The organism is Rhizobium sp. 57MFTsu3.2, from assembly GCF_012932765.1.
In the GTDB taxonomy this organism is placed as follows: domain Bacteria; phylum Pseudomonadota; class Alphaproteobacteria; order Rhizobiales; family Rhizobiaceae; genus Rhizobium; species Rhizobium altiplani.
In genome coordinates, this window is record NZ_JDWI01000012.1 from 120,623 (window position 1) to 140,296 (window position 19,674).

A 19,674-nucleotide genomic window follows, 5' to 3' on the forward strand; every position below is an offset into this window, starting at 1 on the left:
TTCGGCGCTTTTTTTGTTTTGGGCTTAGACGTCCGGGCGAATGAAGTCGCGAGTTTCGGAATCCATCACCCAGAGTTCGCCGGTCGAGATGTCGAACCAGGCACCGTGAAGCGCGATCTTGCCTTCCTCCTCCAATGCCTTGATGTTCGGGAAGGTCCTGAGATTCTCAATGGAGTTGCGGATCGATACGCGCTCGAGCGCGGTCTGACGCTCGGAAGGCGTCATGACATCGTTGGCGCCGATCTGCTCTGCGGCAGGCTTCACGAGCGACATCCAGCGTCCGATAAAGTCACCGGGTGAAAGGGGTTCGGCACTTGGGTCGAGAGCGGCCCTGATGCCCCCACAGCGCCCGTGACCCATGACCACGATGTCCGTAACCTTCAAGGCCTGAACCGCGAATTCCAGCGCAGCCGAGGTGGCATGGAAATGGCCGTCCGGCTCGTAGGGCGGCACCATATTGGCCACGTTGCGGATGACGAACAGTTCGCCGGGACCGGCATCGAATATCAGCTCGGGCGCAGCGCGCGAATCCGAACATGCGACCACCAGCGTACTTGGGTTTTGGCCGTGCTCGGCCAGCGCTTTATAGCGATCACGGGCGTCCGTGTAACGCCCGTTCATAAAGTTGCGATAACCGTCGAGAAGGGTGTTTGGAAAACGCTGCATGATCTTCGATTACAGCTTGCGCCCGGCAAGATCAATATCGCACTGCAAGATAGGAAGCGTCGTCAGCTTTTGCGCCTTTGCGCCGGATGCATCAAGCGCCGCATCTGGACCATCGCCATCGGCGTTGCCAGGCTCGACGAGTCGCTTGCCAGCGTCAATTCATCGCTGCCCCGCTTTACGGCGCGGGCAAGCACCTCGTAGACGCTTGCCGTTGCAAGCTGAAGCGCCTTCTCGTCCTCCATGCCGGAAAGAAGTCGCGACAGAAACAGCGCGGCAAGAAGATCTCCGAGACCATTCGGCGGCTTGTCGATAAGGCGATGCTCCGCCAGCAGCGCATGACGCCCCGAAAGATAGAGGTTCCCTGTGCCGCCGGCCATCATCGGCACCGCTGACGTCACCAGCATGCGGGAGGGCCCCAGCGACAGGGCGGCGTCCATAATCGCCGTATTGTCCTCCAGCGGGGCACCTACAAGCCAGGCCAGTTCGTATCGATTGGGCGTCGCAAGCGAAGCCAGTGGTATCAGATGATCCCTGATCGCCTCCGCCGTTGCCTGTGGTACGTAGAGACCACCCAGATCCCCCATAACCGGATCGCAAACATAGAGCAGGTCCGGCTTGTGCTCGCGCAAACCCGTCACGAGCCGAGCAACCGAGCGCGCCTGCGCGGCATTGCCGAAATAGCCGGAAAGAACCGCCTTCACCTCGCCGATCCAAGGCGCGCGAATGAGATCGTCGATAGCCGCGTCAAAATCGCTTTCGGTGAACGTTAGCCGCGTCGACCGACCGTGACCGGGATGCCACGGAAGCACGATCGTCGGCAGCGCCCAGACCTGGTGACCAAGCGTCTCTAGTGCAAAGACCGCTGCACGATTTCCGACGGAGCCGCGCACAACGTGGCTAGAGATAACGATGACAGTTCCTGCGGCATTTTCCGACATGATGCTCGACTCGGCTTCCAATGAGTGTTGATCCCCTTTTTGCAGCTTCACTGTCAACTGCCCTTCATGCAGGCATGCCAACGTCGCCCCTCAAGAATTTCCACGTACTTACGGCAAACCAAAAATCTTTCGAAAATTTGCGTCCCGGCGGCCAAAAACGCATGAAAGCTGCCTCGGGATGCCGTCTTTTAGAGATTCTTTCGTCAAATCTTCTGCTAACTTGCGCCAAATCGAGGAGATGAGGAGTATCTGCGATGGCTGGCCGAAACAATCCGAAGCGCGAAAAACAACTGGAGAGCGCGACCAAGATCGCGACGGCAACGGGGGAAGCCTACCTCAATCCCGAGTTCCTGTTCGGTCGCGCCAGCGGCGACGACCTGGAACGCTACACACCGGAGATGCTGGCGCTTTCGGCCATCCATTCCGCCAAGGAGCTCGCGGCCTGGGGCAGCAATTCGGCACGGATCACCATCGAGACCATCGTCGATGTGGAGCCCGACGGCGTTGCCGTATCCGTTCTCACGGTCACCGACCACAACATGCCGTTCCTGTATGAATCGGTAATGGGCGAAGTTACCAGCAGCTATCGCGACCTCTACATGGCCGTGCATCCGATCCTGGTGATGGAGGATGGCAAGGCGCCGGAACTTTACTCCGCCGATCTCCCGAGCGAGCCGGCCAATCGCGTCAGCCATATCCAGCTGCATCTTGCCCCTCTAACGACAGCCCAGGCCGCAGACCTCGTCAAGCGGATAAAGACGGTGGTCGAGCAGGTGCGCGTGACGGTTTCCGACTGGAGGCCCATGCTGGACAAGCTCGGAACCGTGATCGATGAGCTTTCCGCTTACAATGCCAGCCGCCGGAAAGCGGAAAGGGATGAAGCGCTTGCCTTCCTGACGTGGCTGCGCGACGCGAACTTCACCTTCCTCGGAATGCGCGAATATGTCTATTCCGGAAAGGGCGCGAGCGCGAAGGTTGAGCGCGACAAGGGCACCGGTCTCGGCATTCTCTCCAACCCAGACGTACTCGTTCTGCGCACCGGCAGGGACGCCGTTACGACCACGCCTGAAATTCTGGCATTCCTCGATGGTCCGGATTTCCTGATCGTCACTAAGGCCAACGTCAAGTCGATTGTCCATCGCCGCGCCTATATGGACTATGTCGGTGTCAAGCGCTTCGATACCAACGGGAATGTGACCGGCGAGTTGCGCATCGTCGGTCTCTTCACCTCCACTGCCTACACGTCGCTCGCCAGCGATATCCCGTTGCTCCGCTCCAAGATCGAACGAGTGAAGGAACATTTCGGCTTTGACCCCATGAGCCACTCCGGCCGCATGCTGGACAACACGCTGGAATCCTATCCGCGCGACGACCTCTTCCAGATCGATACGACGCTTCTGGCGAGCTTTGCCGAACAGATCAATGATCTCGCCGATCGGCCGCGCGTGCGGGCGCTGCCGCGCATCGATCACTTCGATCGTTTCGTTTCCGTGATCGTCTATGTGCCGCGCGAAGAATACGATTCGATCGTGCGTGAGAAGATCGGAGCCTATCTGAAGACCGTCTATGACGGCCGTGTCTCGGCCTACTACCCGGCCTTCCCCGAAGGCGGAGTTGCGCGCGTCCATTTCATCATCGGTCGGTCCGGAGGCAAAACCCCACGCGTGCCACAGGCAAAGCTGGAGGAGGCCATCCGCGCGATCACCGCGCGCTGGGATGACCGCTTCGAGGCGCTTGCCGGACCGAAGGCGCCGCGCCTGCAGGTAAGCCATGCCTTCCAGGATCTCTTCCCGCCGGAAGAGACGTACTATGATCTCGAGGACATCGCCGCCTGCGCGGCTGGCGAACCAATCCGTATTGCGTTCTACACGCGGGAAAAGGATGGGATCGAACTGCTGTGCCTGAAGATTTTCCATTCCGGCGGCCAGCTCGCTTTGTCCCGCCGCGTGCCATTGCTTGAAAACCTCGGCTTTAATGTCATCAGCGAAGGAACATTCGATATTGATGTCACCCTACCCGGCGGCTCGGAAAAGCTGGTCGTGCTGCACGACATGGAGCTCGAGGCCCGAGGCGGTATCGAGATCGACCTTCACCGCCACGGAGCAACCTTGGAAGAAGCCTTCCTTGCAGCGTTCGGCGGGCTGATTGACAATGACACCTTCAACCGGCTGATCGTCTCGGCGGGCCTGACCGCACGCGAAACCAGCGTTCTTCGCGCCTACGCACGCTATCTGCGCCAGGCCGGCATCCCTTATTCGCTCGACTATATTGCAACGACGCTCGATAAATACCCGGCAATCGCGGCGATGATCTTTCGGCTGTTCCACGACACGCTTGATCCCAAGATCACCGACAAGGCGCGGATGAAGAAGGCAAGCGAACAGCACGAAAAGATCGAAGCAGCACTCTCCGACGTGCCGAGCCTCGATGACGATCGGATCCTGCGGCGCTACGTCAACGTCGTGGACGCAACCCTGAGAACCAACTACTTCCAGCGCAATCCGGACGGCTCGCCGAAAGCGATGCTGGCCTTCAAGCTTGATCCCAATCTGGTCGACGGGTTGCCGGAACCCCGACCATTCCGCGAGATGTTCGTCTATGGTGTCGAAGTCGAAGGCGTGCACCTGCGGTTCGGCAAGGTGGCGCGCGGTGGCTTGCGTTGGTCCGATCGTGCGGAAGATTATCGCACCGAAGTCCTCGGGCTCGTGAAGGCACAGCAGGTCAAGAACGCCGTCATCGTGCCAGTCGGCGCAAAGGGCGGCTTCTATCCGAAGAAGCTCCCGATCGGCGGTAACCGGGACGAGATCTTCAACGCCGGCCGCGAAGCCTACAAAACCTATATCCGCACGCTGCTGTCGATCACCGACAACATCAGTGGCGCCGATATCGTGCCGCCGAAGGACACGGTAAGGCTTGACGGCGACGATCCCTATTTTGTCGTGGCCGCCGACAAGGGGACGGCCACATTCTCGGATACCGCCAACGCGCTCGCCCAGGAGGCCGGCTTCTGGCTGGACGATGCCTTCGCCTCGGGTGGCTCGGCTGGCTACGATCACAAGAAGATGGGCATCACCGCCCGTGGTGCTTGGGAAACCGTGAAGCGCCACTTCCGCGAAATGGACATCGACATCCAGACCACGCCGTTCACCGTTGCGGGCGTCGGCGACATGTCCGGCGATGTGTTCGGCAACGGCATGTTGCTGTCGCCAAAAATCCGGCTGGTCGCCGCTTTCGACCATCGTGATATTTTCATCGACCCCGACCCGAATATGGAAAAGACGCTTACCGAGCGCCGGCGGCTTTTCAATCTGGCCCGATCGAGCTGGCAGGATTTCGACAAGGGGGTCCTTTCGAAAGGCGGCATGGTCATTTCGCGATCGGCGAAGTCCGTGACGCTGACGCCGGAGGCACTAGCCGCAATCGGTATAGACAAGGCCGTTGCGACGCCTTTCGAAATCATGACGGCCATTCTGAAGAGCCCCGTCGATTTGCTGTGGTTCGGCGGTATCGGCACCTACGTCAAAGCGCCGTCTGAAACAGACGCCGAGGTCGGCGATCGCGCCAATGACCCTATTCGTGTCGCGGCGGAAGACGTGCGCGCCAAGGTGATCGGCGAGGGCGCGAATCTTGGCGTCACACAGAAGGGACGTATCGCCTATGGCCTGAGAGGCGGGCGCTGCAATTCCGACGCAATCGACAATTCGGCCGGCGTCAACACGTCGGACGTCGAGGTCAACATCAAGATCGCTCTTGCCGCGGCAATGCACGATAACCGTCTCACACGGGCGAAGCGCGACCAGCTGCTGTCGTCAATGACCGACGAGGTCGGCAAGCTTGTGCTCCGGAACAACTATCTGCAGTCTCTGGCGATTTCGCTGACCGAGCGTAAGGGTACAGCCAACGGGCTGGAACTTGCCCGGCTCATGACGGTGCTCGAAGGCGCCAAGCAGTTGAACCGGAAGGTCGAGACGCTACCCGACGACACCGTCCTTGCCGAGCGCTATGCAGCAGGCAGGCCACTGACGAGACCCGAGATCGGCGTCCTGCTTTCCTATGCCAAGATCGTCTTGTTTGACGCTTTGGCGGCCAGCGATTTGCCTGATGATCCCTATTTCGCCGCAACGCTTTCCAATTACTTCCCTGCGAAGATGCGCAAGACGAACGCGTCCGATATCGACGCCCATCGTCTGAAACGGGAGATCATTGCCACGGTGCTCGCCAACGAAGCCATTAACCGCGGCGGCCCCGGCTTCGCCGTCAGCATGATGGATGCCACGGCGGCATCCGCGCCGGAGGTCGTTCGGGCGGCAATCATTGCCCGTGATGGCTTCGATCTCGGACGCCTTTGGACGGACACGGATGCGTTGGACGGCAGGATTGGCGGCCAGATGCAGAACCGCATCTACGAGGAGATCAGCCACACCTTCACCGTCCTGACGCGCCTCCTTCTGAAGACACAGATGGCCAAGGGCGATATCGCCACCACTATTGAGAGGCTTCAGGCAGCCCTGAAGAAGCTCAAGCCGATATTCGCCAACCAGACAGTGCCCGAGCTTGAGGCACGTCAGCAGGAGTATCGCGAGGCTGGGGTGCCGGATAAGCTGGCCGCCGAGATTTCGGGGCTGCTTGGCTTTGCGCTGGTACCCGAGATCATGCAGATCGCCGAACGCACGGGCGAACCGCTGGCGCGTGCCGCGGAAAGCTATTTCGCCGTCTCCCAGACATTCCGGATCGGACGGTTGCTCGCCGCCGGATCTCGCATCGTCACGGCCGACCACTACGAAAATCTGGCGTTGGCGCGCAGCATCGACCAGATCGCAAGCGCGAGACGCGATATCGTGATTTCGGCACTTGCTAACCATGGGAAGGACAAGCTTCCGGTCCAGGCTTGGCACGCCGGCGATCGCATCAGGATCAACCGGATTGCCGAGGAATTGTCGGGGTTGAGTGACAGCGGCGATCCGAACCTTGCCCGGATTACCGTGGCTGCAGGCCTGTTGACTGACCTTGCGCGAGACGGAGCGAGGTGAGACAGTTCCGCTCGAAATCAGGAGCGGACTGTGAATCGCATCGACTGGACGGGAACTCAGCCGGCTAGAGCATCGGAGAAGGGCATCTGGGGCTGGATGCTCTTCGACTGGGCAGCTCAGCCGTTCTTCACTGTTGTAACGACCTTCATTTTCGGCCCTTACTTCGTGTCGCGTCTGACAGACGATCCGGTATCGGCCCAGACGATGTGGAGCAACATGGCGACGATCTCCTCGGTGATCATTGCCATCTTGTCGCCTGTCCTGGGGTCGATCGCAGATCAGTCCGGCGCGCGAAAGCCGTGGATCGCCTTCTTCGCCGTCATCAAGATTGCGAGTCTCTTCGGTCTCTGGTTCGCCGCACCCGGTTCGCCTCTGATCTACCCCATGACATTCATGATCCTGGCTTCGGTCGCCGCCGAGTTCTCCATCGTCTTCAACGATTCCATGATGCCGCGGCTCGTCGGCAAGGAAGAGGTCGGCAAACTGTCGAATACGGCCTGGGGCCTCGGTTATCTCGGGGGCATGATCGTCCTGATCGCGGTCGTGGTCCTGCTTGCGGGAAGCCCCCAATCAGGGAAGACAATTCTTGGTCTTGAGCCCTTGTTCGGCCTCGATCCGTACAAGGGCGAGGATGCCCGCATCACTGGGCCGATTTCGGCCATCTGGTACCTGATCTTTATTCTTCCGATGTTCTTTTTCACGCCTGATGTCAGCAAGGGCCTTCCGTTTGGCGCCGCTGTGCGCACCGGCCTTGCGGAGCTGAAAAGCACGCTTGGCGAACTCAAGCGTCGTCGTGGCATCGTTCGTTTCCTGATCGCCCGCATGATCTATCAGGACGGCGTCAACGGACTGCTGATACTCGGTGGTGCCTTTGCTGCCGGAATGTTTGGATGGGCAACGGTCGAGATCGGGATCTATGGGATCATACTCAACGTCGTTGCGATCTTCGGCTGCATCATTGCAGGCAGGGTCGATCGGCGGATCGGCTCCAAATCGACGATCGTAATCAGTCTGGCGATGCTGTTGCTTGCCACCATCGGCATCGTGTCGACATGGCCGGGATACACGCTCTTTGGCTTGCTTGCGCTGCCAACTGCAGATTCCGGCGGCCTCTTCGGTACGGCAGCGGAGAAGGCATATGTTGCCTATGGTCTGCTGGTCGGCCTTGCCTTCGGTCCGGTGCAGGCGTCGTCGCGCTCCTACCTCGCCCGAAGCGTGAGCCTGAACGAGGCCGGCCGCTATTTTGGCATTTATGCGCTTTCGGGGCGCGCCACCAGCTTCATGGCAACGCTGTTTTTTTCCATCGTGACCTTCACGACTGGCTCGTCGCGGCTTGGAATGGCAACCTTGGTGCTCTTCCTGGCGGCGGGACTGATCCTGCTTGTCCGTACGCCCTATCCCGCGGACAGGGCGTAACGGCAGAGGCTACAGGTCAGTGGCGGAAGTGCCGCATACCGGTAAAGACCATCGCGACATTGTGCTCGTTAGCAGCGTCGATCACTTCCTGGTCACGCATCGATCCGCCCGGCTGGATAACAGCCGTCGCGCCGGCTGCGATCATCGACAGCAAGCCATCGGCGAAGGGCAGGAATGCCTCCGAGGCAACAGCCGAACCGCGCGTCAACGGCTCTGCGAGACCGAGCGCCCTGGCCGCTTCCTCGGCCTTCAGGCCAGCAATCCGCGCAGAATCGACGCGGCTCATCTGGCCCGCGCCGATGCCAGCCGTCTGGCCGTCCTTCGCATAGACCACGGCGTTCGACTTGACGTGCTTGGCAACCTTGAAGGCAAATTTCATGTCTTCGAGTTCCTGCTGGGTCGGTGCACGCTTGGTAACAACCTTCAGCTCCAGATCCTCGACCATGCCGTTGTCGCGGCTCTGCACAAGCAGGCCGCCTGAGACGGTTTTCGCCGTCAGGCCCGAAGACCGCGGATCCGGCAGGCCGCCTGCGGTCAGAAGCCGGAGGTTTGCCTTGCGCGCGACGATGGCTTTCGCCTCTTCAGTCACGTCGGGCGCGATGATGACTTCGGTAAAGAGCTTGATGATCTCCTCGGCGGTTTGGGCGTCAAGCGTCTGGTTGAGCGCGATGATTCCCCCGAAAGCAGAAACGGAATCGCAGGCAAGCGCGCGCCTGTAGGCGTCGAGCAGGTTGGAACCCGTCGCCACGCCGCAGGGATTGGCGTGCTTGATGATCGCGCACGCCGCCGACTTCTCCGGCAGGAACTCGGCAACGAGTTCATAGGCCGCATCGGTGTCGTTGATGTTGTTGTAGGAGAGCTGCTTGCCCTGAAGCAGTGACGCCGTGGCAACGCCGGGGCGGCGCTCGCCCGTAACATAGAACGCCGCCTTCTGGTGCGGATTCTCGCCATAGCGCATCTCTTCCTTGAGCACACCGCCAATGACGCGATGGCGCGGGGTGTCGATCGAAAGAACCTCGGCAAACCAGTTGGAGATCATGGCGTCGTAAGCGGCGGTCCGGGCGAAAGCTTTGGCGGCCAACCGCTGGCGGAACGCATAAGCGGTCTGTCCGGCGTCCGAGGCAAGCTGCTCGAGCAGTTCTGGATAGTCCGCCGGATCGGTCAGGATCGTCACGTAAGCGTGGTTCTTGGCCGATGCGCGGATCATCGCAGGACCGCCGATGTCGATGTTTTCGACGGTCGTCGGATAGTCGCCGCCGGCGGCACGGACATCCTCGAATGGATAAAGATTGATGACCACGAGGTCGATGCCCTCGATACCGTGCGCCTTCATCGCCGCTTGATGATCAGCATCGTCACGGATAGCAAGCAGGCCGCCATGCACTTTGGGATGCAAGGTCTTGACGCGACCATCCATGATCTCCGGAAAACCTGTGACATCGGAAACGTCGGTCACCGCGAGCCCGGCCGCTGCAATTGCCTTGTGAGTGCCACCAGTTGAGAGAAGGCGGATGCCCTTGTCGTCAAGCGCGCGCGCGAGTTCGACGATACCGGTCTTGTCGGATACGGAAAGCAACGCGGTCTTGATGCTGACTTTGTCGGGTGCAGGGATTTTCTTGGAAACAACGGCCATGAGGCTTCTCCGTTTGGTCTTCAGGAGATATCCAGCGAGGGATAAGCGGATGATGGGGCCGCGTTAGCACAGCTTTGCGCCCGCGGAAACAGCCGCTAGCTCTTGCGCGATAAAAACCAGCGTATTTCCGGCCTGTCGGGGTAGGAGAGGCCGATCTCGATCTGATCGGATCCGCAAATGCCCGAGGCATCGGCAAAGAAGACGTCCTCGCCGATCAGCACTTCGTTGCCAGGCGAGGAGAACAGCCATGTTTCTCCGTCGGGCGCCGTCATCATGATCGACTCTTTGTCGATTTGCTTCAGGTTGATGGAGGGGTGGGCGTGAAAGCGCGCCACGGCCCGCACTGCCTCATCGACCTTGCCCTCCGGCGCGACCAGCCGATCACAGCCGGTCACGATCAGCCCTGTGGCGTTCAGGGTCAGCTCGCGCTCATGCAGGACGCCAAAGGCATTGAGGTAGCCATCGTGGCTCGCCTTGATCACGTCGCGGCCGTCATCGGCGAGCCCGCGATCGACATTCACGGTCTTCACGCCGTCTGTAATCACATTCGCAATGAAGTCGGACGGGGCGAAGCGGCTGGACGAGGTGTCGTTGACGGTCACCGTGGTATGGGCGGCAGTCGTTCGAGCAATCTGCACGTAACGCCGGCCGGCAAATTTGGGCGATCCGGAATTGACGATAAAGCGATGGCGTCCAGACGACATCTCGAATGACAGGCAACCGGCATGGGCCGTGCGGGACAGACTTCCGGTGGGCGGTAATCCGGTATCGGCAATGACCACCGTTTTCCCCGCTGCCAGCCGCTGATAGCGCGAATGGGGCATCGCCTTGAAGGGATCTCCCGCCGTCTCGTCATATCGCAGCAAGGACATCAACTCTGTCGCAAGGGTCGACGTCGCGCCGTTGAAAAGGGCGAGATCGCCGTCCTGATGCCTGAAGAAGCGCAGGGCTGGGTACATGCGGTCGATGCCCGAGATCAACTTCTGCGGCAGATCGTGGCCGAGATTAACGTAGGTTTGCCGCAACGGGAGGAGATCAAGAAGCAGTTCCAGCCCTACCCGGGGATTGCGCGAGACATGACCGCCGTCAGGCAGGATCTGGCTATCGAACTCCTGATCCAATGCTTCGGCAGCGCGCCGCAACGCGCCTGCGCGCGTCGGCATTGCAATCGAGGCCATCGCGAGGGCAATCCGCAGCCGAAAGCGAACCTCCCCCGGCGGCGCGTACTTGGCCATTCGCCGCAGGAACCGGACCTGAAAGGCAAGCGACCGCAAGAAGCGGCGATAGAAGCCGCGGTCGGCATTGTGAAGAACCACAGGCGAATGCGAGAGCCAGGAAATAACGCGCTGCGCCGTCACATTGATTTCCCAGGCGATGCCCTCGATGCGGCCGCCATGCAGCGACAGCCAGTCGTTGACAATGGAGCGGGCAACGCTCGAGTGAAGGTCGCTTTTCTTGGTCCGCATATGGCGAAGCCAACCGAAGCCATGAAGCCGCAGTGCGAAGGAACGGGACGGAAGGCTGAAATTGAAGGGCGACTTGCCACCGGTTTCGAGAAGCCGCCCGGCAAGCGGGAAGCGACCGTTCAAAATCTCTTCAGCGACATGCGGATCAACCGCACGCAGATCGGTGGGGGCCACAATCAGGCGCTCGGGGGCGTGGGTCGTGTGGCGGAAGAGACGCAACCGCATGATTGCTCCGCGGCACAGCGTGCGCCGCCAAGCCTCTCTCACATAAAGAGTCGAGAACCCGGACCACATGTTTATTGTCTATTGACCCGCGTCGTTAAGAATAAGTGAATAAGCCCGGAATCCGTGACACTTGCGTATCAAATTATGACAGGTGCTCAACTATGCCAGTTGCCCTGCGATCAAGCAACACGGCGCAACACGACAGCGTAGAAACCGTCAAGACCGCCCGCAAAACCAGCGGGAACCTCCAGCATGTCTGGTGTCGTGCGGAATTCGCCAAGCGCACTGATTGCTGCTTCGAGCCCGGGCCAGCGCTCAGGATCAACGGCCGCTCGCTCGACTGAAGGCGTATCCGAAAGGACGCGAGCCACGACGTCTTCGCCTTCGGCGGGATCAAGGGAACAATTGGAAAAGACGATCGTGCCATCCGGCTTCAGCAAAGTGATCGCATGGCGCAGCAGCCGCTCCTGAAGCGCAGCAAGCTTCGCTATATCTTCCGGCCCCTTGGCCCAGAGAACATCCGGATGCCGGCGCGTCGTTCCCGTCGATGAGCAGGGCGCATCCAGCAGGATCGCGTCGAACAGCTCTGCAGGCTCATATTTCGTCAGGTCGCTGGCGACTGTCTCGGCTTTCAGTCCAAGCCGATCGAGGTTCGCGCGCAAACGCTTGATGCGGTTTTCAGACTGCTCAACCGCAGTAACGTCACCACCGGCAAGAACCAGCTGGGCAGTCTTTCCGCCGGGCGCCGCACATAGATCGGCAACTCGCTTTCCTGTCAAATCACCAAAGAGCTGAGCTGGAATGCTGGCGGCCGCGTCCTGGACCCACCAGTCGCCCTCCGAAAATCCCTCGAGTGAGGGGATGCTGCCCTCGAAGGCAGCCAGACGCACACCACCCGTCGGCAGCGCGAAACCACCCAAACGTTCCGCCCAGCGCTGCGCATCAGCTTTGACGGTAAGATCGATCGCTGCCGGCTCGAGCTGCGATTCAGATATCGATTGCGCCCTTTCCTTGCCGTAAGCCTTTTCGAGCCTTTGAAGAAACCATTCCGGCATCACCGGAATGGTCGCGATCTCAGCAAGGATTTGGTCCTTCTCGCGTCCAAGTCGGCGCAGAACGGCGTTCACCAGCTTTGCAAAGCGACGATTGCGCGGGTCCTGATTTGATTGCTCGACTGCCAGGTCGACCGCAGCATGATCCGGAACATCAAGGTAGAGGATCTGCGCTGCGGCAATCGCAAGAACATGGTGCAGCGCTCGCGCACCTTCGGGAAGCGGCGATTCAAGCAGGCGGGAGATCGCGGCGTCGATGCGCGGCAAATGCCGAAGCGTTGTATTCAGAATGGCGCGGACGAGGGCGCGGTCACCCTCGTTGAGCGCCTTATAGGCCGGATTGCCGTGTTCATTGTCCAAGGCGCCGTCCAGCGAAAGCTTACGGTCCACGACCGCTGCCAGGATCTTTGCGGCGGCGGCACGAACCTGGAATCCGGGCTTTGCCGGACCAGCCACAACGCCCGGATTGGACGACTTTGGTTTTCGAAATGGTTTTTTCTTGCCGTCTGAATTCAAGACCACGGACCTTTCGGCGGTTGTGAACCACCGCGATCAAGACCGGTATTCGGAACCGAGCGCGATTTGCGCATCGGATTAGCAGCGCGCGCCGGCGCCGTCGAGCCATTCATGCCGCCGCGCGCCATTTCCTGCAGCGCCGCAATCCGGTTTTCCGTGTTCGGGTGCGTTGAGAACAGGTTGTCCACGCCAGCACCGGTCAGCGGATTGATGATGAACATGTGGGCAGTTGCCGGGTTTCGCTCGGCATCGTAATTCGGCACGTGCGAGGCGCTACGTGCAATCTTGCCCAGTGCCGAAGCCAGCCACAGAGGATTGCCGCAGATTTCCGCGCCTCGGCGGTCGGCGGAATATTCGCGCGTCCGGCTGATGGCCATCTGAACCATCATCGCGGCAAGCGGCGCGACGATCATCGCCAGCAATACCCCGATGAAACCCAGGGGATTGTTGTTGTTTCCCCGGTTGCCGCCGAAGAAGAAAGCAAAATTGCCCAGCATTGAGATTGCACCGGCGAGGGTCGCCGTAATCGTCATCGTCAGGGTGTCGCGATTTTGCACGTGAGCCAACTCATGGGCCATGACGCCTGCGACCTCTTCCGGCGTCAGTGCGCTCAGTAAGCCGGTGGACGCGGCAACAGCAGCGTTCTCGGGATTGCGACCAGTCGCGAAGGCATTTGGTTGCGGACTGTCGTAGAGGTACACCTTCGGCATCGGCAGGCCAGCATTGCGCGTCAGATCCCTGACGATCGCGAAGAACTCGGGCGCATTACGCTCGTCAACCTCCTGCGCGCGATAGGCCGACAGCACCATGCGGTCCGAATTCCAGTAGGAAAAGAAGTTCATCCCAGCGGCGATCACGAACGCGATCATCATGCCGCTCCGCCCGCCGATCAGAAAGCCGACGGCCATGAACAATGCGGTCATGAAGGCAAGCAACATGGCTGTACGGACGAGGTTCATTGCTATCTCCAAAACACCCCTAAGCGGGCCGCGCAAAACCGGAGGGTTTCAATTGAGGCGCCGGCGCTCTATGATTTGGTCATTCACCAGCCATTTTCAATATATTTCGGGCGGAATCGCGTGATGCAGGCAGCGGACAACGACAACAATGAAACCCTGGCGACTGAAGCCGCCGAGGCGCCACGCAAGTTGCTCTCGCCAGCCGCCAAGCGTGCGCTCGCCGAGGCCGAAGAGCGGCGCCGAAACGAAAAGCCGGTAGAAATGCCAACAGAGATAGGTGGCCGCGGCGGCGCTGATCCTTCCCGCTTCGGAGACTGGGAAATCAACGGCAGGGCCATCGATTTCTAAGTAAATATTCCTATTGACTTTCGCTCGTGATCGGAATTTATTCCTTTCGTGAGAGAGATTGCTTCGTTTGTTGCGCTGACCCTTCTTGTGACTGCGGTAAACGCCGCGGCGCGCGACGAAATTGAAGGGCCAGTATCAGCCGAAATCCTGAGAGTGATCGATGGAGACACACTGCTGGTCGAAGCGCGCCCTTGGCCGCAGCAGACAATGGAAGTCGATGTCCGTATTCGCGGGATCGACGCGCCCGAGATGCACTCGAGCTGCGCTGACGTAAGGCGCGGGAATCGACGCCCGTCACGCCCTGGAAAGCCTTACATCCGGGTCCTCCGAGATCCAGCTTACGTAGATCGCAGGCGACAAGTATTTCGGTCGCATCCTCGAAATATAACCCTTTCGGATGGCAGGAATCCGGCTCAGGACCTCTTGGAGGAAGGGATCGTCCGGGCCTTTAACGGCGGCCGAAAGCCACGAGAAACCTGCCCGTAGAGAAGTGAAGCCGCCCCGATCGCTCGGAGCGGCTTTTGCTTAGGCAGTCGCCTTGTTCTGGCGGTTCGCGATCAGGTCGTCGACAACCGCCGGATCGGCAAGCGTCGAGGTGTCGCCCAGAGAGCCGAAATCGTCCTCGGCGATTTTGCGCAGGATGCGGCGCATGATCTTGCCGGACCGGGTCTTCGGAAGACCCGGTGCAAACTGGATCTTGTCAGGTGCAGCGATTGGGCCAATCTCGCCGCGAACATGCTTGACGAGCTGTTGGCGCAGATCATCCGAACCCTCATTGCCGGCCATCAGGGTGACGTAGCAATAAATGCCCTGACCCTTGATCGGGTGCGGATAGCCGACGACAGCAGCCTCCGAGACAAGATTATGCGAAACGAGTGCGGACTCGACCTCGGCGGTACCCAGGCGGTGGCCCGAAACGTTCAGCACGTCGTCAACGCGACCGGTGATCCAGTAGTAGCCGTCCTCATCCCGTCGGCAGCCATCGCCGGTGAAATACTTGCCCTTGTAGGTCGAGAAGTACGTCTGGATGAAGCGCTCGTGGTCGCCATAGACGGTACGCATCTGCCCCGGCCAGCTGTCGGTAATGCAGAGGTTTCCGTCGGCGGCACCCTCAAGCACATTGCCTTCGTTGTCGACCAGCTGCGGTTTCACGCCGAAGAACGGGGTCGTCGCCGAACCCGGCTTCAGATCGGTCGCGCCCGGCAGCGGCGTGATCATGTGGCCGCCGGTTTCCGTCTGCCACCAGGTATCGATGACGGGGCAGCGCTTGTCGCCGACAACATTGTAGTACCATTCCCACGCTTCCGGATTGATCGGCTCGCCAACCGTTCCGAGCAGGCGCAGGCTGGAGCGCGACGAGCGGGTGACGAAGTGGTCGCCGGCACCCATCAGCGACCGGATCGCCGTCGGTGCCGTGTAGAAGATGTTGACCTTGTGCTTGTCGATGACTTCCCAGAATCGGCCCTGATCCGGAAAATTCGGCACGCCTTCGAACATTAGCGTCGTCGCGCAGTTCGCAAGCGGACCGTAAACGATGTAGGAGTGTCCGGTAACCCATCCAACGTCGGCGGTGCACCAGTAGATATCGCCGGGGTGGTAATCAAACACATATTCATGGGTCATCGCTGCATAGACGAGATAGCCGCCCGTGGTATGCAACACACCCTTCGGCTTTCCGGTAGACCCCGAGGTGTAGAGGATGAACAGCGGATCCTCCGCCTTCATCTTCACCGGCGGGCACTCCGGTTTAACCGTGGCGATTTCCTGATGGTACCAGAGGTCGCGACCCGGTGCCCAGCCGGTCTTGCCGCCTGTACGCCGTACGACGAGAACCTTGTCGACGATGACATGCTGACGGGCGGCAATGTGAATTGCCGTGTCTGTATTGTCCTTCAGCGGCACCGGCTTGCCGCCGCGCACCCCTTCATCGCAGGTAACCACGAAGGTGGATTCGCAATCGACGATACGGCCGGCCAGCGCCTCCGGAGAAAACCCTCCGAACACCACCGAATGGACCGCACCAATGCGCGCGCAGGCGAGCATTGCATAGGCAGCCTCGGGTATCATCGGCATGTAGATGGTAACACGATCACCCTTCTTGACGCCATGCTTCTTCATGACGTTCGCCATGCGACAAACATGCTCGTAGAGCTCGTTATAGGTGATCTTCTTGTCGACGTAGGGATTGTCGCCCTCGAAGATGATCGCCGTCTGATTGCCGTTGGTCTTCAGGTGCCGGTCGATACAGTTGTACGAAACGTTCGTCTGCCCGTCCTCGAACCACTTGATCGAGACTCGGCCAGTGAAAGACGTGTTCTTGACCTTCGTGTAGGGTTTGAACCAATCGATCCGCTTGCCATGTTTACCCCAGAACTTGTCGGGGTTCTCGACGCTTTCCTCGTACCATTGCTCGTACTTGGCCTTATCGATAAGCGCATGGTTCTTCACCGGCTTTTGCACCGGGTAGATCTTTTCGGACATGGAACTCCTCCTCACTCGGGCACCGGGCGACCAAAAAGCGAAGCAGCCCGGACTGGCTATAGGCATTCATAGCAGTTCACATCTGCCCGGCAATTAGACAAAGGTCATTTCATTCGTGATCAATTGCAATTCTGCATCACTGCGGTTATATAGCGCCATATTTCCCGGACATAGTGGTGACAATCCACGGACCGCGACACCGGCGCGGACGACAGAAGGACTATATCCATGGCTCAACAATTGCTCATGCCGAAGGCGACTGCCATCTGGCTCGTCGACAACACAGCCCTGTCATTCGACCAGATCGCTCAATTCTGCAGACTGCATCCGCTCGAAGTGAAGGCAATTGCCGACGGCGAAGCCGCACAGGGCATCAAAGGTCTCGATCCGATCGCAACGGGTCAGCTTTCGCGCGATGAAATCGCCCGCGCTGAAAAGAACCCGGCGCACAAGCTGAAGCTCTCGGAACCGAAGGTTCGCGTGCCAGAATCCAAGCGCCGCGGCCCGCGCTACACGCCGGTTTCCAAGCGCCAGGATCGTCCGAACGCCATTCTCTGGCTGGTGCGCAATCATCCGGAATTGAAGGACGCACAGATTTCCCGCCTCGTCGGCACCACGAAGTCGACAATCGAACAGATTCGCGAGCGTACGCACTGGAACTCGGCTAACCTCGCACCGATGGATCCGGTGACACTCGGTCTTTGCAGCCAGATCGATCTCGACATGGAAGTCGAAAAGGCGGCAAAGGGACGCCCGCTGCCGACAGCGGCCGAACTCGGAGCGACCTTGGAGTCGGCGCATGAAACCGAGCGCCTGACCCGCCATGAGCGCGAAGAGGAGAAGGAAATCGATGCCGATGCCGTCTTCGCAAAGCTCAAGTCGCTGAAATCCTCTCCGAAGGATGAGGACGAAGACGACCAGTATTGATTGCCTACGGTGATCGATCCACAAGGCCCTGCGTAAGCGGGGCCTTTTCTTTTTGTACCTACATCGGCAGGGAACCATACCCACGCTTGCGCAGGGCTTCGGCTATTTCCTCAAGAATAGTGGGGTCGTCGATCGTCGCCGGCATTTTCCAAGGCACACCGTCGGCGATTTTCTGGATCGTGCCGCGCAAGATCTTGCCGGAGCGCGTCTTGGGGAGGCGCTCGACGGTTATCGCCGTCTTGAACGAAGCGACCGGGCCAATCGCATCGCGGATCAGCTGCACGACCTCCGATTCAATGGCCGATGTTTCCCGTGAAACATTCTTCTTCAGAACGAGAAAGCCGCAAGGGACCTGACCCTTAACCTGATCTGCGATTCCGACCACCGCGCATTCGGCAACATCCGGATGCGTGGCACAAACCTCCTCCATCGCTCCCGTCGACAGCCGGTGGCCTGCGCAGTTGATGATGTCGTCCGTGCGCGACATGATGAAGAGATAGCCGTCGTCGTCGATATAGCCGGCATCCGCCGTTTTATAATAACCGGGAAATTCGGCCAGATAGGCCGAGTGGAAACGCTCGTCGGCGTTCCACAGCGTGGGCAGGCAGCCAGGCGGCAGGGGGAGTTCGACAACGATATTACCGAGCGTCCCTGGCTCAACCGCGTGGCCGGCATCATCAAGAACATGGATACTATACCCGGGCATAGGCATCGAAGGGGAGCCATGCTTCACCGGCAGAGCTTCGAGGCCGAGCGGGTTTGCCACCATCGGCCATCCGGTCTCCGTTTGCCACCAATGATCGATCACGGGTACATCAAGCATGCGCTCTGCCCACTTCAGCGTTTCCGGATCTGCGCGCTCTCCCGCAAGGAACAGGGCACGAAAATTCGGCATCGGATAGGCCTTGAGGCGAACACCATCGCTATCCTCCCGACGAATGGCCCGGAAAGCGGTAGGCGCCGTAAAGAGAACGCGGACATCGTGCTCTGAAGCGATGCGCCAGAAGACGCCGGCATCCGGTGTACCAACTGGCTTTCCTTCGAATATCACGCTGGTCGCGCCTGCCAGCAGCGGTGCATAAACGATGTAGGAATGGCCGACGACCCACCCGATGTCCGAAGCCGCCCAGAACACTTCGCCCTGCTTGATGCCGAAGATATTTGCCATCGACCAATTGAGGGCGACCATGTGACCGCCATTGTCGCGCACGACCCCTTTCGGCTGGCCCGTCGTGCCTGAGGTGTAGAGAATGTAGAGTTCGTCCGTCGCACAGACGGGAATGCACTCAACGGTCACACCACGATTTCTCGCGACAGTAGTGTCGAAATCCTCGTCGCGACCGGCTGTGAGATCAGCTGCAAGCTGCGGCCTCTGCAAGACAAGGCAGTGGGCCGGCTTCGACTTCGCGATGGCAATCGCCTGATCGACCAAGGGCTTGTAGGGCACGATCCGTCCCGGCTCGAGCCCGCAACTTGCCGTGATGATGAGCTTCGCCCCCGAATCGTCGATACGGGCCGCGAGCTCATTTGCCGCAAAGCCACCGAACACGACGGAATGGACCGCGCCGATGCGCGCGCAGGCAAGCATTGAGAAAACTGCCTGCGGGACCATCGGCATATAGATGATGACGCGGTCACCCTTTGCGATTCCACGTTGCCGGAGCGTTGCTGCAATGGCACTGACTTCAGCAAGGACGTCACCATAGCTAAACACAGCCTTGGTGCCGCTAATCGGGCTATCGTAGATAAAGGCAGTATCGTCACCACGGCCCGCTAGAACGTGCCGATCGAGACAATTGTAGCAGGTATTGGTTTCGCCCCCGGCAAACCAGCGGCCGTATGGACCACCTTCTCGCGAAAAGGTCTGCGCCGGCGGTTTGAACCAGCTGATTTCTGCCGCCGCCTCGCGCCAAAAAGCCTCCGGATCGTCCTTCCACCTGGAATAGGTCTGGCGATAGCTTCCCTGCATCTGCTCCTCCCCAGGACACGCAAATTATCCTATCAATCTAGGAGAGGC

At 59.8% G+C, this 19,674-nt stretch carries 12 protein-coding genes; 4 read left to right on the top strand and 8 right to left on the bottom strand.

Annotation, left to right across the window (positions count from 1 at the left end; all coding sequences use genetic code 11):
* Positions 1–24: 24 nt before the first annotated feature.
* Both AF71_RS15100 and pdxY read right to left on the bottom strand, forming a co-directional pair.
* Positions 25–666, bottom strand: a complete 642-nt coding sequence (locus tag AF71_RS15100; RefSeq protein WP_018858929.1) for a carbonic anhydrase — start codon at positions 664–666, stop codon at positions 25–27.
* 62 nt (positions 667–728) lie between these two features.
* The gene (gene pdxY / locus AF71_RS15105; RefSeq protein ID WP_169681914.1) at positions 729–1,604 is read right to left on the bottom strand and encodes a pyridoxal kinase PdxY; all 876 of its coding nucleotides are present in this window, start codon (positions 1,602–1,604) and stop codon (positions 729–731) included.
* 254 nt (positions 1,605–1,858) lie between these two features.
* On the opposite strand from pdxY, the gene AF71_RS15110 reads away from it, so the two are divergent.
* Both AF71_RS15110 and AF71_RS15115 read left to right on the top strand, forming a co-directional pair.
* On the top strand, positions 1,859–6,634 hold the full coding sequence (locus AF71_RS15110) for an NAD-glutamate dehydrogenase (RefSeq protein WP_169681916.1): 4,776 nt from the start codon (positions 1,859–1,861) through the stop codon (positions 6,632–6,634).
* A gap of 30 nt (positions 6,635–6,664) precedes the next feature.
* Entirely contained in the window at positions 6,665–8,050 is a 1,386-nt protein-coding gene (locus AF71_RS15115; RefSeq protein ID WP_169681917.1) for an MFS transporter, read from the top strand.
* A gap of 16 nt (positions 8,051–8,066) precedes the next feature.
* On the opposite strand, the gene purH is transcribed toward AF71_RS15115, so the two are convergent.
* The 4 genes from purH to htpX form a co-directional block, all read right to left on the bottom strand.
* A complete protein-coding gene (purH, locus tag AF71_RS15120) occupies positions 8,067–9,683 on the bottom strand; it encodes a bifunctional phosphoribosylaminoimidazolecarboxamide formyltransferase/IMP cyclohydrolase (RefSeq protein WP_169681919.1) in 1,617 nt (538 codons plus the stop codon).
* Between the two features lie 95 nt (positions 9,684–9,778).
* Positions 9,779–11,443: a heparinase II/III family protein gene (locus tag AF71_RS15125; RefSeq protein WP_169681921.1), complete on the bottom strand. Its 1,665-nt coding sequence runs from the start codon at positions 11,441–11,443 to the stop codon at positions 9,779–9,781.
* Positions 11,444–11,553: 110 nt separating this feature from the next.
* The gene (locus AF71_RS15130; RefSeq protein ID WP_169681935.1) at positions 11,554–12,942 is read right to left on the bottom strand and encodes an RsmB/NOP family class I SAM-dependent RNA methyltransferase; all 1,389 of its coding nucleotides are present in this window, start codon (positions 12,940–12,942) and stop codon (positions 11,554–11,556) included.
* Positions 12,939–13,901: a zinc metalloprotease HtpX gene (htpX, locus tag AF71_RS15135; RefSeq protein ID WP_018858936.1), complete on the bottom strand. Its 963-nt coding sequence runs from the start codon at positions 13,899–13,901 to the stop codon at positions 12,939–12,941. Before htpX ends, AF71_RS15130 begins: the two co-directional genes overlap by 4 nt.
* 123 nt (positions 13,902–14,024) lie before the next feature.
* On the opposite strand from htpX, the gene AF71_RS15140 reads away from it, so the two are divergent.
* A complete protein-coding gene (locus AF71_RS15140) occupies positions 14,025–14,249 on the top strand; it encodes a DUF1674 domain-containing protein (protein ID WP_018858937.1) in 225 nt (74 codons plus the stop codon).
* A gap of 525 nt (positions 14,250–14,774) precedes the next feature.
* Here the strand turns inward: AF71_RS15140 and acs are convergent.
* Positions 14,775–16,730, bottom strand: coding sequence for an acetate--CoA ligase (gene acs / locus AF71_RS15145; RefSeq protein WP_018858938.1), 1,956 nt, complete (start codon positions 16,728–16,730; stop codon positions 14,775–14,777).
* A 228-nt stretch (positions 16,731–16,958) separates the two neighbouring features.
* Between acs and AF71_RS15150 the strand changes: the two genes are divergently transcribed.
* Entirely contained in the window at positions 16,959–17,657 is a 699-nt protein-coding gene (locus AF71_RS15150) for a DUF1013 domain-containing protein (RefSeq protein WP_018858939.1), read from the top strand.
* A gap of 58 nt (positions 17,658–17,715) precedes the next feature.
* On the opposite strand, the gene AF71_RS15155 is transcribed toward AF71_RS15150, so the two are convergent.
* Complete coding sequence (locus tag AF71_RS15155; RefSeq protein WP_169681923.1) at positions 17,716–19,626, bottom strand: propionyl-CoA synthetase; 1,911 nt, start codon at positions 19,624–19,626, stop codon at positions 17,716–17,718.
* Positions 19,627–19,674 lie beyond the last annotated feature (48 nt).

What these genes read in the sequence shown, in the direction of transcription:
- AF71_RS15100 (WP_018858929.1), bottom strand. Translation starts at nt 666, where the DNA reads ATGCAGCGTTTTCCAAACACCCTTCTCGACGGTTATCGCAACTTTATG.
- pdxY (WP_169681914.1), bottom strand. Translation starts at nt 1,604, where the DNA reads ATGTCGGAAAATGCCGCAGGAACTGTCATCGTTATCTCTAGCCACGTT.
- AF71_RS15110 (WP_169681916.1), top strand. Translation starts at nt 1,859, where the DNA reads ATGGCTGGCCGAAACAATCCGAAGCGCGAAAAACAACTGGAGAGCGCG.
- purH (WP_169681919.1), bottom strand. Translation starts at nt 9,683, where the DNA reads ATGGCCGTTGTTTCCAAGAAAATCCCTGCACCCGACAAAGTCAGCATC.
- AF71_RS15125 (WP_169681921.1), bottom strand. Translation starts at nt 11,443, where the DNA reads ATGTGGTCCGGGTTCTCGACTCTTTATGTGAGAGAGGCTTGGCGGCGC.
- htpX (WP_018858936.1), bottom strand. Translation starts at nt 13,901, where the DNA reads ATGAACCTCGTCCGTACAGCCATGTTGCTTGCCTTCATGACCGCATTG.
- AF71_RS15140 (WP_018858937.1), top strand. Translation starts at nt 14,025, where the DNA reads ATGCAGGCAGCGGACAACGACAACAATGAAACCCTGGCGACTGAAGCC.
- acs (WP_018858938.1), bottom strand. Translation starts at nt 16,730, where the DNA reads ATGTCCGAAAAGATCTACCCGGTGCAAAAGCCGGTGAAGAACCATGCG.
- AF71_RS15150 (WP_018858939.1), top strand. Translation starts at nt 16,959, where the DNA reads ATGGCTCAACAATTGCTCATGCCGAAGGCGACTGCCATCTGGCTCGTC.
- AF71_RS15155 (WP_169681923.1), bottom strand. Translation starts at nt 19,626, where the DNA reads ATGCAGGGAAGCTATCGCCAGACCTATTCCAGGTGGAAGGACGATCCG.